This is a genomic window from Streptomyces sp. NPDC002779 (genome assembly GCF_042888685.1).
GTDB lineage: Bacteria > Actinomycetota > Actinomycetes > Streptomycetales > Streptomycetaceae > Streptomyces.
On record NZ_JBIAQC010000005.1, the window covers coordinates 229,046 to 247,868 of the forward strand.

Sequence of the window (18,823 nt, forward strand, 5' to 3'; positions counted from 1 at the left end):
TGTAGGGCGAGTTGCGCCACCGTCCCATCCCCTTCGACAAATCTGTGCGCGACCTATGAAATTAGGTAACCCTTACCTTACTATGGCGCGGATCCCCGGCCCAGGCCGGGAACGACCTGCCTGGGAGGGCGCGCTGCCGTGTGCGGTTCCGAGGAAGTCCTGGCCTACTGGCAGCGGTTGCTGACCCCGCTGCCGCTGGAGATCTCACTGCCCGCCGACCGGCCGCACCCGTCCGAGCCGGACCCCGGCCGGGCGACCCGCACCCTGTCCGGCGTCCCGGACGCCGCGGACACCGACCTGCTCACCGCCTTCGTCGCCCTGCTGCACCGCTACAGCGGCGCGATGGACATCACCGTCGGCCACGACGGCCTCCCGTTACGCGTGTCCGCCGACCACGAGCCGACCTTCCAGGGGCTGCGGCACCGCGTGGCGCAGGCATGGCAGGAAGCCGAGACCCACCGGCTGCCCTTCGACATGCTCAGCGACGAACTGCGCCCCCGGCGCACCCGCGGCGGCGGCCTGTTCTTCAACACCGCGTTCGCCACGGCCGCCCGCCCCGCAGGCGAACTGCCCGCCCCGGTCGACCTGTTGCTGGCGGTGCGCGAAGGCGAGGCGCGGGCGACGTACGACCCCCGTCTCTTCGAGGCCGCGACCGTCGACCGGCTGCTCGGCCACTACCGGACCCTGCTGACCGACGCGCTCGCCCGCCCGGACGCCCCCGTCGACCGGCTCACGCTGATGGGGCCGCAGGAGTACCGGCAGGTCGTCCTCGACTGGAACGCCACCGAGCACACGGTGCCCGCCGCCACCTGGCCCGCGATGTTCGCCGAGCAGGTCCGCGCCCGCCCCGGCGCCGTCGCCCTGGTCTTCGAGGACCAGGAACTGACCTACGCCGAACTCGACGAGCGGGCCAACCGGCTCGCGCACGCCTTGCTCGCGCGCGGAGCCGGTCCCGAGCGCATCGTCGCCCTGGCCCTGCCGCGCTCCCTGGACCTGATCGTCGCCGAGGTCGCCGTCCTGAAGTCCGGCGCCGCCTATCTGCCGATCGACCACGACTACCCGGCGGACCGCATCGCCTACATGCTCGGCGACGCCGGACCCGTGTGCATGGTCACCACCGAGGAGACCGCGGGAGACCTGCCCGAGCGGGAGGGCATGGCCCTGCTGCTGCTCGACGCGCCCGGCACGGCCGCCGAACTCGTCCGGCACCCGGCCCACGACCCCGGCGCTCCGATCACCGTCGACACCGCCGCCTACGTCATCTACACCTCGGGCTCGACCGGGCGCCCCAAGGGTGTCGTCCTCGCCCACAGCGGGGTGGCGAAGCTCGTCGCCACCCAGACGGAACGGTTCGGCATCGGGCCGCACAGCAGGGTGCTCCAGTTCGCCTCGCCGAGCTTCGACGTCGCCTTCTGGGACCTGTGCCTCGGCCTGCTCTCCGGCGGCCGGCTGGTCGTCGTCCCGGCCGAGCGGCGGGTGCCGGGCGCCCCCCTCGCCGACTACGCCCACGCGCACGGCATCACCTTCATGATCCTGCCGCCCGCGCTGCTCGCGGCCATGCCCGACGACGTCCAACTGCCGCCCACCGCGACCCTGCTGGCGGGCACCGAGCGCGTCTCCCCGGAACTCGTGGGCCGCTACGCGCGCGGACGGATGATGTTCAACGCCTACGGCCCGACCGAGGCCACCACCAACTCCACGCTCGGCCTGTGCGATCCGGACATCCCCGCCGGCTCCATCGTCCCGATCGGCGTGCCCGACCCCGGCACCCGGGCCTACGTCCTCGACGCCTGCCTCCGCCCCGTCCCGGCCGGCTTCACCGGCGAGCTGTACCTGGGCGGCGCCGGCCTCGCGCGCGGCTATCTCGGCCGGCCCGACCTGACCGCCGAACGGTTCGTCGCCGACCCCTTCGGCGCGCCCGGCGAGCGGCTCTACCGCACCGGCGACCTCGTGCGCTGGAAGGCCGACGGACGGCTGGAGTTCCTCGGCCGCGCCGACGCACAGCTCAAGATCCGCGGCTTCCGCATCGAACCGGGCGAGATCGAGTCGGTGCTGCGCGGCCACCCGGCCGTCGACCAGGTCACCGTCGTCGCCCGCGAGGACCGGCCCGGCGACCGCCGGCTCGTCGCGTACGTCGTGCCCGACCTCGACGGCCCGGGCACGCACGTCGAGGAGTGGAAGCAGGTCCACGAACTCCTCTACAGCGCGGCCGGATCGGAGGGCTCCCAGGAGAACTTCGCGGGCTGGAACAGCATGTACGACGGACTCCCGCTGCCCGTCGAGGAGATGCGGGAGTGGCGGGAGGCGACCGTCGAGCGCCTCCGCGAACTCGGCCCGGCCCGACGGGTCCTGGAGATCGGCGTCGGCAGCGGGCTGATCCTCTCCCGGCTCGCGCCCCACTGCGAGGAGTACTGGGGCACCGACCTCTCCGACGAGGCGATCGGCGCCCTGCGCGCCCAGCTGGACCTGCCCGGCGTCGAACTGCGCGCCCAGCCCGCCCACGACACGACCGGCCTGCCCGCCCACCACTTCGACACCGTCGTCCTCAACTCCGTCGCCCAGTACTTCCCGAGCGCCGACTACCTCACCGACGTCCTGCGCGCGGCGGCCGGACTCCTCGCCCCCGGCGGCCGGATCTTCGTCGGCGACGTACGCAATCTGCGGCTGCTGCGCACCCTGCGCGCGGCCGTGGAGACCCGGCGCGCCGCGACCGACGACAAGGGCGCCCTGCGCGCCGCCGTGGAGCAGTCGGTGCGCTGGGAGGGCGAACTGCTGCTGGACCCGGACTACTTCGCCGCCCTGGACGGCTTCGACGCCGAGATCCGGCTCAAACGGGGCACCCACCACAACGAGTTGAACCGGTACCGGTACGACGTCGTCCTGCGCCCCGGTCCGCGGACCGCCGCCCCCGACGAACACGAGATCCCGTGGGCGGAGGCCGGCCGGCTGGACGCGCTCCTCACCGAGCGGCGCCCCGCACGGCTCCGGCTCACGGGCATCCCCAACGCCCGCCTCGCCGACGACCTCGCGGACCTGTGGCAGCTGGAGGGAAGCAGCGGCAGGACGGCCGCCGGCGCCGACCCGGAGGACATCCACGCCCTGGCCGCCCGGCACGGCTACGAAGCGGCGTTCACCTGGAACGGCACCGCCGACGACGGCGCCTTCGACGCGGTCCTCGCCCTCTCCGACCCGTGCCCCGGCCTGTACCGGACGGCCGGTGCCTATCCGCACGCCAACCGTCCCGCTCCGTTCCGCGATGTGACCGCGCTGATGAGAACGCTGCGCGCGCACGCCGCCGAATGGCTGCCCGACTACATGGTCCCCTCCGCCCTGGTGCCGCTGCACACGCTGCCGGTCACCCCGAGCGGCAAGATCGACGCCCGGGCGCTGCCCGCCCCCGACTACGGGGCGCTGAGTGCGGGCCGCGCACCGGGCACCCCGCGCGAGAAGCTGCTGTGCGCCCTGTTCGCCGAGGTGCTCGGGCTGGACTCGGTCACGGCCGAGGACGACTTCCTCACCCTCGGCGGGGACAGCATCACCGCCATCCAACTCCTCATCAAAGCCCGGGAGTCGGGGCTGCGGCTGACCACCCGTGACGTCTTCCGGCACCGCACCGCCGAGGCCCTCGCCCAGGCGGCCGTCGAGCGCGTCGAGGAGCACGCCGAGCAGGCACCGCTGCTGGAGATCGGCCCCGGCGACCTGGCCGACCTCCAGGGCACGGACCCGCTGGACATCCAGGAGACGCTTCCCCTCACACCCCTCCAGCAGGGCTTCTTCTTCCACTCCCTGACCAGCGCCGCCCAGGACGACATCCACGACGACATCTACGTCGTCCAGCAAGTGCTCGAGCTGGCCGGGCCGGTCGACGGCCCCACCCTGCGCCGCGCCGCCCAGCGCCTGCTGGACCGGCACGCACCCCTGCGGGCCGCCTTCCGCCAGGGCCCCGACGGCACCCCCGTGCAGATCATCACCCGGCAGGCCGAACTGCCTTGGCGAGAAGCCGATTTGTCGGCGCGCCACGCCGAGGACCGGGCCGCCCTGGCCGAGGCGGTGGCGGCAGATGAACGGGCCGCGGGCTTCGACCTGGCCCGACCGCCCCTGCTGCGCTGCGCCCTCGTCCGCTTCGGCGGACAGCGCAGCCGACTCGTCCTGACCTTCCATCACATCGTCGCCGACGGCTGGTCCCTGCCCGTCCTGCACCGCGAACTGATGGCCTGCTACGGCACCGCCACCCCACCGCTCCCCGAAGTCGCCCCTTACCGCTCCTTCCTGCGCCGTCTGGCCGGTCAGGACCGGGACGCGGCCCGCGAGGCCTGGCGCACGGCGCTCGCCGGGCTCGACGAACCCACCCGCCTCGTCGACGCCCCGGTCACCGCGGCCCCGGTGCGCCCCGGGCACGTCCGGGTGGAGCTGCCCGAGCGGACCACCGCGCGGCTCGTGGAGCGCGCCCGCGAGCACGGCGTCACCCTCGGCACCGTCGTCCAGGCCGCCTGGGGACTGCTGCTCGGCCGCCTCACCGGCCGCCACGACGTGGTGTTCGGCACCACGGTCTCCGGCCGCGACAGCGAGGTCGACGGCATCGCCTCCATGGTGGGCCTGTTCATCAACACCCTGCCCACCCGGCTGCGCTGGACCCCCGGGGAAACGCTCGGGGACCTGTTGACCCGCCTCCAGGAGGAGCAGGCGCGGCTGCTGGACCACCAGCACCTCGGCCTCGCGGAGATCCAGCGGCTCGCCGGGCACGCCGGACAGGGCGAACTCTTCGACACCCTGGTGGTGTTCGAGAACTACCCCGCGGAAACCGACCTGCGGGACGCCACCGGCAGCGTCCGCATCACCGGCGACGCCTTCCACGACGCCGTGCACTATCCGCTCGCCCTCGTCGTCAAGCCGGGGGAGCGGCTCGACCTGCGGCTCAAGCACCACGCCGAGCGCCTGGACGGCGATGCCGTACGGCTGCTCGGCGACCGCCTGGCACGCGTGCTGGAGGCCCTGGCCGCGGATCCGGCCCGCCCGGCGGCCTCCGTGGACCTGCTCTCCCCGGACGAGGCCCTGCGCGCCCACCCGGCCGGCGAGGAACGGGCCGTCCCGGAGACCACCCTGGCCGAGGCGTTCGCGGCGCAGGCGGCCCGCACCCCGGACGCCACGGGGGTCGTCTTCGCGGACGAGCGGCTGACGTACGCCGAACTCGACGCCCGCGCAGAGGCGTTGGCCGCACGGTTGCGGATCCGCGGTGCGGGACCGGGCGCCTTCGTCGCGGTGGCCGTGCCCCGGTCGGCCGAACTGGTGGTGGCGCTGCTCGGCGTGCTGAAGTCGGGCGCCGCCTATCTCCCGGTCGACCTCGACTACCCGGCGGACCGCGTCGCCCACATGCTCACCGACTCCGGCGCCACGACGGTGATCACGCTCGGCACGACCGCCGACCGGCTGCCGCCCACGCCCGACACGACGGTGCTGCTGCTCGACGACGAGGCGGAACCTCCCGCCGAGTCCCCCGCCGAACCCGTGGCCACGCACCCCGACGACCCCGCCTACCTGATCTACACCTCCGGCTCCACCGGCCTGCCCAAGGGCGTGCTCGTCAGCCACCGCGCGATCGTCAACCGGCTCGCCTGGATGCAGGACGAGTACGGACTGACCGCCGCCGACCGGGTCCTGCAGAAGACGCCCTCCAGCTTCGACGTCTCGGTGTGGGAGTTCTTCTGGCCGCTCCTCGAAGGCGCGGCCGTGGTCCTCGCCCGCCCCGACGGCCACCGCGACCCCGCCTACCTGGCCGCGCTGGTTCGCGAACAGGCCGTCACCACCCTGCACTTCGTGCCGTCCATGCTGGCAGCCTTCCTCCAGTCCGGCGAGGTCACCGCCGACCCCGGCTGGGCGGCCTCCCTGCGCCGCGTACTGAGCAGCGGCGAGGCGCTGCCCACCGGCGCCGCCCGGCGCTGGCGGGAGCTGACCGGCGTACCGCTGCACAACCTGTACGGCCCCACCGAGGCCGCCGTCGACGTCACCCATCACCCCTGCGACGGCACCGACGAGGGCCCCTCCGTGCCCATCGGCCGCCCGGTGTGGAACACCGGCCTGCGGGTGCTGGACACCTGTCTGCGGCCCGTCCCCGACGGCGCCCCGGGCGAGCTGTACCTCACCGGTGTGCAGTTGGCCCGCGGCTACCACGCCCGCCCGGCACTGACCGCCGAACGGTTCACCGCCGATCCGTACGGGCCGCCCGGCAGCCGCATGTACCGCACCGGCGACCTGGTCAGGCGCCGCCCCGACGGGGTGATCGAGTACCTGGGCCGCACCGACCGGCAGGTCAAACTCCGCGGCAACCGCATCGAGCCCGGCGAGATCGAGGCCGCACTGACCCGGCTGCCCGCCGTGGCCCGGGCCGCGGTCACGGTACGGGACAACGCCCTCGTGGCGTACGTCGTACCGTCCGCGGACGCCTCCCCCGACCCGGCCCGCCTGCGCGAGGCGCTGGCGGCGTCGCTGCCCGCCGCCCTGGTGCCCGCGTCCTGTGTCGTCCTCGCCGACCTGCCGCTGACCCCCAGCGGCAAGCTCGACCGCAACGCGCTGCCCGCCCCGCAGGCCGAACGCGCCACGCCCCGCGCCCCGCGCAACCCTCGGGAACAGCTGCTCACGGAGATCTTCGGCGCCGTACTGAAGCTGCCGGACGTCGGTGCCGACGACGACTTCTTCCTGCTCGGCGGCGACAGCATCAGCTCGATCGCCGTCGCCAGCCGGGCCCGCCGGGCCGGACTGGTCCTCGGCCCGCGCGAGGTTTTCGAGCACCGCACCCCGGCCGCGCTCGCCACCGCCGCAACGGTGGCCGCACCCTCCACGGCGGCGGCCACGGCGACGGCGTTCCGCCTCACCGAGGAGGAACGCGCCCGCGTCGAACGGCTGGCCCCCGGCCTGATCGAGGACGTCTGGCCGCTCGCCCCGCTCCAGGAGGGCCTGTTCTTCCACTCCACCTACGACGACAGCCCGTTGGACGTCTACACCGTCCACGAGTCCTTCGACTTCGCCGCACGCGTCGACGCCGAGCGGCTGCGCGCCGCGACCCGCACCCTGCTGGCCCGCAACCCCTCGCTGCGCGCCGGGTTCACCAGTGAAGGGCTGCGCCGGCCGGTGCAGTTCATCGTGCGGGACGCGAAGATCCCGCTGACCGAGGTGGACCTCGCGGATCTGCCCCCGGCCGAACAGGACCGGCGCATGCGGGAGTTGATGGACGAGGAGCGGTCCCGCCGCTTCGACCTGACCCGTCCGCTGCTGTTCCGGCTGCTGCTGGTGCGGCTCGGCGACGCGCGCGGCGACCGGCTCGTCGTCGGACGCCATCTGATCCTGTGGGACGGCTGGTCGGCCTGGCTCTTCCTGGACCAGCTGTTCGCCCTGTACGAGAGCGGCGGCGACCCGGCCGGGCTCGCCCGCCCCGGCTCCTACCGCGACTATCTGACCTGGCTGGAGCGGCAGGACGGCACCGAGGCGACCCGTGCCTGGCGCGCCGCCCTGGCCGGTTTCGAGGAACCCACCCTGCTGGTCCCGGCCGTCGGTGACCGGGGTCCGCAACCGGTGATCCCGCAGCACCTGGACGCCGTCCTCGACGCGGCGACCGCCGAGCGGCTGCGCGACACCGCCCGCCGCCACGGCCTCACCCTCAACACGGTGCTCAACGCGGCCTGGGGGCTGGTCCTCGCGAGCGCGTCCGGCCGCGGCGACATCGTGTTCGGTACGACGGTCGCCGGGCGGCCCAGCGAGGTGCCGGACGTCGAGAACGTCGTCGGCATGTTCCTCAACACCGTCCCCGCCCGTATCGCCTTCGACCCCCGGGAGTCCGTGCTCGACCTGCTGCGCCGCGTCCAGGGCGAGCGGCTGGCGGTCATGCCGTACGAATACCTGGGCCTCGGCGTCCTCCAGGCGGAGACCGGTCACCGGCGGCTGTTCGACACGCTGTTCGTGCTGCGCAACGCCGACACCGACGAGCGGCTCGCCGAGCTGCGCGAGCTGCACGGGGCGACGGCGGTCGCCAACGTGGACGCCACCCACTACCCGGCCAACCTCGTCGTCACCCCCGGCGAGCGGATCCGCGTCACCCTCGCCTACCGCCCGGACCTGCTGGACGACGCGTACGCGCGCGCTCTGCTGGACCGGTTCGTGCTGCTGGCCGGACGACTGGTGGCCGACCCGTCCGCCGCCGTCGGTTCGCTGTCCGCGCTGCTGCCCGCCGAGGCCGCCGCGCTGGCCCGCGAGGAGGCCGAGCAGCGGCAGCCCGTGCCGCACGAGACCGTGGCGGACCTGCTCGCCGCCCAGGCCGCCCGCACCCCGGACGCCACCGCGCTCGTCTTCGGCGAGCACACCGTCACTTACGCCGAACTCGACGCCCGCTGCAACCGCATGGCCCGGATGCTCATCGCCCGCGGCGCCGGACCCGAACAGGTCGTCGCGCTCGGGCTGCCGCGCTCGATCGACACCGTGGTGGCGCTGTTCGCCGTCCTGCGCACCGGTGCCGCCTATCTGCCGCTGGAGCTGGACCACCCGGCCGAGCGGCTCTCGCTGATGCTGGCCGACGCCCGGCCGCTGCTCCTGCTGACGACCGAGGCGGTCTCCCGGACGCTGACGGACGCCACCCCCCGCGTCCTGCTCGACGACCCCGCCGCGCTCGGCGGCCACTCCACCGACCCCGTCCTGCGGACGTTCAGCCTGGACCACCCCGCCTACGTCATCTTCACCTCCGGCTCGACCGGCCGCCCGAAGGGTGTCGTCACGCCGTACGTCGGCCTGACGAACATGCAGCTCAACCACCAGAAGGAGATCTTCGCCCCGGCGATCGCCGCGGCCGGCGGACGGCGGCTGCGCATCGCGCACACCGTCTCCTTCGCCTTCGACATGTCCTGGGAGGAGCTGCTGTGGCTCGTCGAGGGGCATGAGGTGCACATCTGCGACGAGGAGCTGCGCCGGGACGCCACCGCGCTGGTGGCGTACTGCGAGGAGCACCGCGTCGACGTGGTCAACGTGACCCCCACGTACGCCCATCTCCTCATCGAGGAGGGCTTGTTGGAGGGACACCGCCCGCCGCTGGTGCTGCTGGGCGGCGAGGCGGTCACCGAGACCGTGTGGAACACGCTGCGGGACACCGAGGGCACCTACGGCTACAACCTGTACGGGCCCACCGAGTACACGATCAACACCCTCGGCGGCGGCACCGGCGACAGCGCTACCCCGACCGTGGGCCGCCCGATCCGCGCCACCCGCGCCCGCGTCCTCGACCCCTGGCTGCGGCCGGTGCCCGACGGTGTGGCGGGCGAGCTGTACATCGCGGGCGTGGGCCTGGCGCGTGGCTACCTCGACCGGCCGGGACTGACCGCGGAGCGCTTCGTCGCCGACCCCTACGGGCGGCCCGGCGAGCGCATGTACCGCACCGGGGACCTGGTACGGCGCCGCCCGGACGGCAACCTCGACTTCCTCGGCCGGACCGACGACCAGGTCAAGATCCGCGGCCACCGGGTGGAACTCGGCGAGATCGAGACCGCGCTCGCCCAGCACCCCGAGGTCTCCCAGGCCGCCGTGCTCGCCCGCGACGACACCTCCGCGCCCGGCATCCAGCGGCTCGTCGGCTACGTCGTCCCCGCCGAACCCGACGCCGAGGCCCGGCGGGCGGCCGAGCGGGAGCAGATCGGGGAGTGGCGGGAGGTCTACTCCGCCGAGTACACCGAGATCGGCACGGCCCTGTTCACCGAGGACTTCGCGGGCTGGGACAGCTCCTACGACGGCAGCCCCATCCCCGTGGAGCAGATGCGGGAGTGGCGGGAGGCGACGGTCGAGCGGATCCGGGAACTGCGGCCCCGGCGCGTTCTGGAGATCGGTGTCGGCTCCGGGCTGCTGCTGTCCCGGCTCGCTCCCGACGTGGAGGCGTACTGGGCGACCGACTTCGCGGCCCCCGTGATCCGCAAGCTCGGCGAGGACCTGAGGGCGGACCCGGAGCTGGCCCGCAAGGTTCAACTGCGCTGCCAGGCCGCCGAGATGACGGATGGTCTGCCGACCGGATTCTTCGACACGGTCGTCATCAACTCCGTCGTCCAGTACTTCCCGAGCCTGGACCACCTGCGCAAGGTGATCCGCGGCGCGCTGGACCTGCTCGCCCCGGGCGGCGCGCTGTTCCTCGGCGACGTACGGGACCTGCGCCAGGCGCGGGTCTTCCAGACCGGCATCCAGGCCGCCCGGGGCGCCGACGACCTGCGCCGGGCGGTGGACCGGGGCCTGGCCCTGGAGAAGGAACTCCTCGTCGACCCCGACTGGTTCACCACCCTTGGCGTCGGCGTCGAACTGCGCACGAAGGCCGGGCGGCACCACAACGAGCTGACGCGCTACCGCTACGACGTGGTGCTGTACGCCGACACGACGGACGCCGTCCGCCTGGACGAGATCCCGGAGGTGGACCCGGGCGACCTGCCCGGGCACCTGGACGCACCCGGCCCGTTCCGGGTCCGCGGGATCCCCGACGCGCGTACGGCGGCCGATCTGGCCGCGATGCGCGCGATGGACTCGGCCCCGCCGCCGGACCCCGGTGTGGAGCCGGAGGACCTGCGGCGGCTGGGGGAGTCCCGCGGCCGTCGCGTGCTGACCACATGGTCCGACGAGCCGGGCTTCTTCGACGCCGTGTTCCTGCCCGCTGGCCTCCCCGGCCGCACCCTGGGCCTGTACCGTCCGCGCGGGGCCGAGGTGTACGCCAACACGCCCACCGCCACCCGCGGCCAGGGCGCGCTGATCCGGCGGCTGCGGGACGACCTGGGTCGGCGGCTGCCCGGCTACATGGTCCCGACGGCCTTCGTGGTGCTGCCCCGGTTGCCGATGAACGACAACGGCAAGCTCGACGTCCGCGCCCTGCCGGACGCGGAGCCCGCGGTGGCCCTGTCCCAGGGGCGCGGCCCGCGCACCCCCGTGGAGGAGGTGCTGTGCCGGCTCTTCGCCGAGGTGCTGGGGCTGCCCCGCACCGGCGCGGAGGACGACTTCTTCGACCTGGGCGGTCATTCGCTGCTCGCGACCCGGCTGATCAGCCGGGCCCGGACCGAGCTGGGGGCGGAGCTGGCGATCCGCGACCTGTTCGAGGCCCCCACACCGGAGGCCCTGGCGCTGCGCGCGGAGGCCGGACGCCCGTCCCGGCCCGTGCCGGCGCCCGCCGCCGAACGGCCCGCGCGGATCCCGCTGTCGGCGGCCCAGCGGCGGCTGTGGCTGGTCGAGCGGATCGCCGGAGGCTCGGTCGCCTACAACTTCCCCCTCGTCTTCCGGCTCCGCGGCCGACTCGACCTCGACGCACTCCGCGCAGCACTGCTTGATGTGACGGATCGTCACGAGTCCCTGCGTACGCGCTTCCTGGAGGAGGACGGCGAGCCGTACCAGTGGATCGCGGCGCCCGGTAAGACCGAGCCCGAGTTCCGCGTCACCGACTGCGCCGAGGACGAACTGGCCGCACGCGTCGAGGCCGCCCAGCGCCGCCCCTTCGACCTGGCCACCGAACTCCCGCTGCGGGCCGAGGTGATGCGACTGGGTCTGGACGACCATGTGGTGGCGCTGATGCTGCACCACATCACCACCGACGAGTGGTCCGACCGGCCCTTCCTCGGCGACCTCACCGCCGCCTACCTGGCCCGCCGCGCAGGACGCGCCCCTGACCTGGCTCCTCTGCCGGTCCAGTACGCCGACTACACCCTGTGGCAGGACACGCTGCTCGGACAGGTCGGCGCCGGGCAGCTCGCGCACTGGACCGAGACCTTGCGCGACCTCCCCGAGGAACTGACCCTGCCCCTGGACCGGCCCCGCCCGGACGAGCCCACCGGACAGGGCGGCCGGGTCCGCCTGGAACTGGACCCCGGCACCGGCCGTGCCCTGCGTGAGCTGTCCCGGTCCACCGGCACCAGCATGTTCATGCTGTTCCAGGCCGCCACCGCTGCCCTGCTGCACCGGCTCGGCGCCGGCGAGGACATCCCGCTGGGCGCCCCCGTCGCGGGCCGCGCCGACGAGGCCCTGAACGATCTGGTCGGTTTCTTCGTCAACACCCTCGTCCTGCGCACCGACCTGTCCGGCCCGGACCTCACCTTCCGCGCCCTGCTCGCCCGGGTCAGGGAGTCCTCCCTGGCCGCGTTCGAGCACCAGGACCTGCCCTTCGACCAGGTCGTGGAGGCACTCAACCCGCCCCGGGCGACCGGCCGCAACCCGCTCTTCCAGGTCATGCTCGGCTACCACCACCGGCCCGAGGGCGATCCCGACGTGCTCGGCCTGCCGACCGAGTGGTTCGACATGGACACCGGCACGGCCAAGTTCGACCTCCACTTCACCTTCGTGGACGAGACCGGGCCCGGCCGTCTGACGCTGCTCCTGGAGCACGCGCTCGATCTGTGCGACGAGCCGACCGCACGGCGGATCGCCCGGCACCTGGTCCGGCTGCTGGAGCAGGTGGCCGACGACCCGGACCGGCCGGTGCGCGAGCTGGAGCTGCTGGACGCCGACGAACGGCACCTGCTGATCGAAGGGTGGAACGACACCGCGCACGAGGCCGGCGCGACGACCCTGCCGGACCTGTTCCGCGCCCAGGCGGCCCGCACCCCGGACGCCCCGGCCCTCGTCTTCGGGGAACAGCGGCTGACCTACGCCGAGTTGGACGCGCGCGTCGAGCACACGGCAAGGGTCCTGGCCGGGATGGGCGTGGGCCCGGAGTCCACGGTGGGCGTGGCGCTGCCCCGGTCGGCCGACCTCGTGGTGGCCCTGCTCGCGGTGCACCGGGCCGGTGGGGCGTACCTCCCGCTGGACGCCGGTCATCCGGCGGAGCGGCTGGCGTTCCTGATGGACGACGCCCGGCCCGCCTGCGTGATCCGGGACGCGCTGCCGGATGGTCCCGAGGGCGAACTCCCGCTCACCCACAACCCGTTGAGCCCGGCCTACGTCCTCTACACCTCCGGTTCGACGGGCCGCCCGAAGGGCGTGGTCGTCCCGCACGCGGGCATCGCCAACCGGCTGCTGTGGATGCAGGACACCTACCGGCTCACCGCCGGGGACCGGGTGCTGCAGAAGACCCCCGCCGGGTTCGACGTGTCGGTGTGGGAGTTCTTCTGGCCGCTGATCACCGGCGCCACCCTGGTGGTCGCCCCGCCGGAGGCCCACCGGGACCCGGCCCGCCTGGCCGCGCTCATCCAGGAACAGGCCGTCACGACCGCGCACTTCGTGCCCTCCATGCTCCAGCTGTTCCTGGAGGAACCCACCGCGGCCCGCTGCACGACCCTGCGCCAGGTGATGTGCAGCGGCGAGGCCCTGCCCCTCGCGGTAGCGGAGCGCTTCCACCGGGTCCTCCCGGCCCGGCTGCACAACCTGTACGGGCCCACGGAAGCGTCCGTCGACGTCACGGCGACCGACGTGCCGCCCGGCGTCCGGCAGGTGGTGATCGGCCGCCCGGTGTGGAACACCCGCGCCTACGTCCTGGACGCCGCCCTGCGCCCGGTGCCGCCCGGTGTCGCCGGGGAGCTGTACCTGGCGGGCGTCCAGCTCGCCCGCGGCTATCTGCACCGCCCCGCCCTCACCGCCGAGCGGTTCGTCGCGGACCCGTACGGCGGGCCCGGCGCCCGCATGTACCGCACGGGCGACCTGGCCCGGTGGCTGCCCGACGGCACGCTCGACTTCCTCGGCCGGACCGACGACCAGGTCAAGATCCGCGGCATGCGCATCGAGCCCGGGGAGGTGGCGGCGGCCCTGACCCGGCACCCGTCCGTCGGGCACGCCGTCGTGATCGCGCACGACCAGCGGCTGGTGGCCTACCTCGTACCGGCCGCGGGACACACCGCCGACCCGGCCGAGCTGCGCCGCCACAGCGCCGCCGTCCTGCCCGAGCACATGGTCCCGGCCGCCTTCGTCCCTCTGGACGCGCTGCCCCTCACCCCCAACGGCAAGCTGGACCGCCGCGCCCTGCACGCGCCCGACTTCGCCGCGCAGAGCACCGCCGATGCCCGGCCGCGCACCCCCCGCGAGGAGATCCTGTGCGGCCTGTTCGCCGACGCCCTCGGACTGCCCGGGGTCGGCGTCGACGACGACTTCTTCGCCCTGGGCGGCCACTCGCTGCTGGCCATGCGGCTGGCGGCGCGGATCCGGGCGGCGCTCGGCGTGGAGGTGTCCCTGCGCACGGTGTTCGACGCCCGCACGGTGACCCGGCTCGCCGAGCGGCTCACGGCGGACGGCACGGCCCCGGCCGTCGCCCGCCCGGCGCTCGGACCGGGTCCGCGTCCCGGGCGGCTTCCGCTGTCCTCGGCCCAGCGCCGGTTGTGGGTGCTCTACCAGGTGGAGGGCCCGAGCGCGACGTACAACATCCCCGCCGCCTGGCGGCTGACCGGGGCGCTGGACGTCGAGGCGCTGCGGGCCGCGGTGCACGATCTCGCGGTACGCCACGAGACGCTGCGCACGGTCTTCCCCGACGAGGAGGGCAGGGCGTTCCAGCGGGTGCTGGCGCCGGACGAGGTCCGTATCCCCTTCGAGGTGGCGGACGTGGACGAGGAGCACCTCGCCGAGCGGCTGGCGCGGGCCGGGGCGTACGGCTTCGCCCTGGACCGCGAACCCCCCTTGCGTGTCCAGGTCTTCCGGACCGGCGAGGACCGGTGGACCCTGCTGCTCCTGCTGCACCACATCGCCGGGGACGAGTGGTCGCAGGCACCCCTGAACCGGGACCTCGCCCTCGCCTACGCCGCCCGGACCGAAGGGCGGGCGCCGCAGTGGGCGCCGCTGCCGGTCCAGTACGCCGACTACACGCTGTGGCAGGAACAACTGCTGGCGCAGGTAGGCGAAGGGCAGATCGCCTACTGGCGGCGGGCGTTGGCCGGACTGCCCGAGGAGCTGGCGCTGCCCGTCGACCGGCCCCGGCCGCTGGAGGCCAGCTACCGGGGAGGCGCGGCCGATCTCTCCCTCGACGCCGAACTGACCGCGAACCTGCGGCGGTTGGCCCGTGACCAGGGAGTCAGCGTCTTCATGGTGCTCCAGGCCGCGGTGGCCACCCTGCTCACCCGGCTCGGCGGGGGCCACGACATCCCGATCGGCAGCCCGATCTCCGGGCGCACCGACGCCGCCCTGGAGGACCTGGTCGGGTTCTTCCTCAACACCCTGGTGCTGCGCACCGACACCTCCGGCGACCCGGCCTTCCGGGAGCTGCTGACCCGGGTGCGGGAGACCGATCTCGCCGCCTTCGACCACCAGGACGTGCCCTTCGAGCGGCTGGTGGAAGTGCTCAACCCGGTCCGCTCGCTCGCCCGGCACCCGCTGTTCCAGGTGATGGTGGTCTACCTGGCGGCCGGGGAGGAGGACGCGGGGCTGCCCGGTCTGCTCGCTCGCCGGGACGACGTGCTGCAGCCGACGGCCAAGTTCGACCTGTCCTTCGACTTCGTGGAGCGCGGCGACGGCAGCGGTGTCGACGGGGTGCTGGAGTACAGCGCCGACCTGTTCGACCACGCCACCGCGCAGTCCTTCGCGGACCGGCTGCGCCGCGTGCTGCGCGCGGTCGCCGCCGACCCGGACGTCACCGTGGGCCGGGTGGACCTCCTCGACGACGACGAACGACGGCGCCTGCACGGCGGTTGGCACAGCAGGCCCGCTCTCGCCGCGCCGACGACGGTGCCCGCGCTGTTCGAGGAGCGGGTGCGGCAGTGCCCCGAGCGGCCCGCGGCGGCCTCCGACGGCATCGAGCTCACCTTCGCCGACCTCAACGCGGAGGCCAACCGGCTCGCCAGGGTCCTCGTCGAACTCGGCGCGGGTCCGGAGCGGTTCGTGGCCCTGGCGCTGCCGCGCACGGCGCGGTTCCTGGTGGCCGTGCTCGCGGTGCACAAGGCGGGCGCGGCCTATGTGCCGCTGGACCCCGACGCCCCGGCCGGCCGGACGGCCGACGTCCTCGACGACGCCCGTCCGGTGGTGACCGTCACCACCGGCGACTTCACCCTGCCCCCGGGCACCGAGCGCCTGAACTGGGACGACCCCGCCACGACCGCCCGGATCGCCGCCCAGGACCCGGCGGACCTGACGGTCCCCCTGAGCCCTCGTCATCCTGCCTACGTCATCTACACCTCCGGCTCCACCGGCCGCCCCAAGGGAGTCGTGGTCACCCACGAGGCCCTCGGCAACCTCTTCCACAGCCACCGCGAGACGCTGTACGCGCCGGCCGTCGAGGCCACGAGACGGCGGCACCTGCGGGCCGGACACGCCTGGTCGTTCTTCTTCGACGCCTCCTGGCAGCCCCAGCTGTGGCTGCTGGACGGGCACTGCGTCCACATCGTGTCCGACGAGGTCCGGCGCGACCCCGGCCTGCTCGCGGCAGCCGTGCGCGCGCACCGCTTCGACTTCCTGGAGGTCACCCCGTCCCTCTTCGCGCAGCTGGCCGACAGCGGCCTGCTGGACGGCGACGAGAGCCCCCTCGCGGTCGTCGGCGTCGGCGGCGAGGCGGTACCGGCCGCGCAGTGGCGACGGCTGGCCGACCTGCGCGGCACCGAGGCGTTCAACCTGTACGGGCCGACGGAGTCCACGGTGGACGCCCTGGTGGCGCGGGTCCGCGACAGCGAACGGCCCCTGGTGGGGCGGCCGGTGGCCGGCACCCGGGCCCACGTCCTGGACGGGCTGCTCCAGCCGGTGCCGCCCGGCGTCACGGGCGAGCTGTATCTCGCGGGCGGCGGGCTGGCCCGCGGCTATCTGGGCGCACCCGGGCAGACGGCCGAACGGTTCGTGGCCGACCCCTTCGGCCCGCCCGGCTCACGCCTCTACCGCACCGGCGACCTGGCCCGCTGGACGGGCGACGGGCGCCTGGACTACCTCGGCCGGGCCGACGACCAGGTCAAGATCCGCGGCTTCCGCGTCGAACCGGCCGAGATCGAGTCCGCGCTCACCGCCCATCCCACGGTCGGACAGGCACTGGTGACGGTACGACAGGCGGACGCTCGCAAAATGCTGGTGGCCTACGTGGTGGCGGCCCCGGGTGCCGTCCCGGACCCGGCGCGGCTGCGCGGCCACGTCGCCGCCCGGCTGCCCGACCACATGGTCCCGGCGGCCGTCGTCCCCCTGGACCGGTTCCCGCAGCTGGCGAACGGCAAGCTGGACCGGGCCGCCCTGCCCGCGCCCGACTTCTCCGCCCTCTCCTCGGGACGCGGGCCCGCCACCCCCGTGGAGGAGGCCCTCTGCACGGTCTTCGCCGAGGTGCTGGGACTCGAACAGGTCGGCGTCGACGACGACTTCTTCGCCCTGGGCGGCGACAGCATCGTGGCCATGCAACTCGTGGGCCGGGCCCGGACGGCAGGCGTACGGATCACTCCGCGGCTGGTCTTCCGGCACCGCACGGTCGCCGCGCTGAGCACGGTCGCCGACACGGCCGCGCCGCGCCGGGAGGACGACGGCACCGGCACCGTCCCGCTCACCCCGGTGATGCACTGGCTGCGCGAACTGGGCGGCCCCTTCTCGACGTACCACCAGTCCGCGCTCGTCCGCACCCCCGCGACCCTGGACCTGCCCGGCCTGACCGCCGTGCTCCAGGCCCTCGCCGACCGGCACGACCTGCTGCGCGCGCGGCTGGTACGGCCCTCGCGGACGGCGGCCGAGGACTGGACGCTGCACGTCCCGCCGGCCGGCGCGGTCGACGCCGCCGGCTGGATCGACCGGGTGGACGTGGCGGGCCTCGACCCCCGGGCGCTGGGCGAGGCCGTGCGCGTACACGCGCACGCGGCGCGGGCGACGCTGGACCCGGACGCGGGCGCGCTGGTGCGGGCCGTGTGGTTCGACGCGGGCGACGCCCCCGGACGGCTGCTGCTGATGGCCCACCACCTGCTGGTGGACGGCGTGTCCTGGCGGGTGCTGCTGCCGGACCTGGCAACGGCGTGGCAGGACGTCTCCGCGGGGCGGCCGGTGCGGCTCGACCCGGTCGAGACCTCCTTCGCCCGCTGGGCGCGGCTGCTCACCGGGCGGGCCCTCGAACCGGCCCGGGAGGCGGAACTCCCGCTCTGGACGGCCGTCCTGGACGGCGGCACCGAGCCCTTCCCGCTCACCCGCCCCCTCGACCCGGACCGCGACACCACCGCAACCCAGCGGGAGGTCGTCCTGCGGCTGCCCGCCGAGCGCACCGGGCCACTGCTGTCCGCCGTGCCCGCGGCGTTCGGCGCCGGCGTCAACGACGTGCTGCTCGCCGGACTCGCGCTGGCCTTCGCCGACCGGCAGCGCCGCACGGGCGGCACCGACACCTCGGTCCTGGTCGACCTGGAGGGCCATGGCCGCGAGGAGGAACTGGCCGGGGACAGCGCCGATCTCTCCCGTACGGTCGGCTGGTTCACCAGCGTCTTCCCGGTGCGGCTCGATGCGGGCCCGGCCGACCCCGCCGACGCGTTCACCGGCGGCCCGGCGGCCGAGGAGGCGGTGCGCCGGGTGCGCGAGCATCTGGCGTCGCTGCCCACGAACGGCCTCGGCTACGGCCTGCTGCGCCACCTCAACCCCCGCACCCGCGAGGAGCTGGCGGCCCGGGAACCGGCCCGCGTGGAGTTCAACTACCTGGGCCGGTTCGGCATCCCGGAGGAGACGGACTGGTCGTACGCGCCCGAGGAGGACGCGGCCGACATCGGGCCCGGGTCCGCGATGCGCCAGGGCCACGCCCTGACCGTCAACGTGGTGACCGAGGACCGGGCGGACGGGCCGGTGCTGGCCGCCCACTGGTCCTATCTGGAAGGGCTGCTGCCGCGCGAGACCGTCCAGGACCTCGCCGAGACGTGGTTCCGCGCGCTGGAAGGGCTCGTCGTGCGGGCAGAGCGCAAGAGCCGACCGTAGGACCCTGAGGAGA

1 protein-coding gene is annotated in these 18,823 nt (G+C 74.3%); it reads left to right on the top strand.

Annotated features, from left to right (window positions below):
- The first annotated feature begins 138 nt into the window (after positions 1 to 138).
- The gene (locus tag ACFYW5_RS16565) at positions 139 to 18,810 is read left to right on the top strand and encodes a non-ribosomal peptide synthase/polyketide synthase (protein ID WP_389417693.1); all 18,672 of its coding nucleotides are present in this window, start codon (positions 139 to 141) and stop codon (positions 18,808 to 18,810) included.
- Positions 18,811 to 18,823 lie beyond the last annotated feature (13 nt).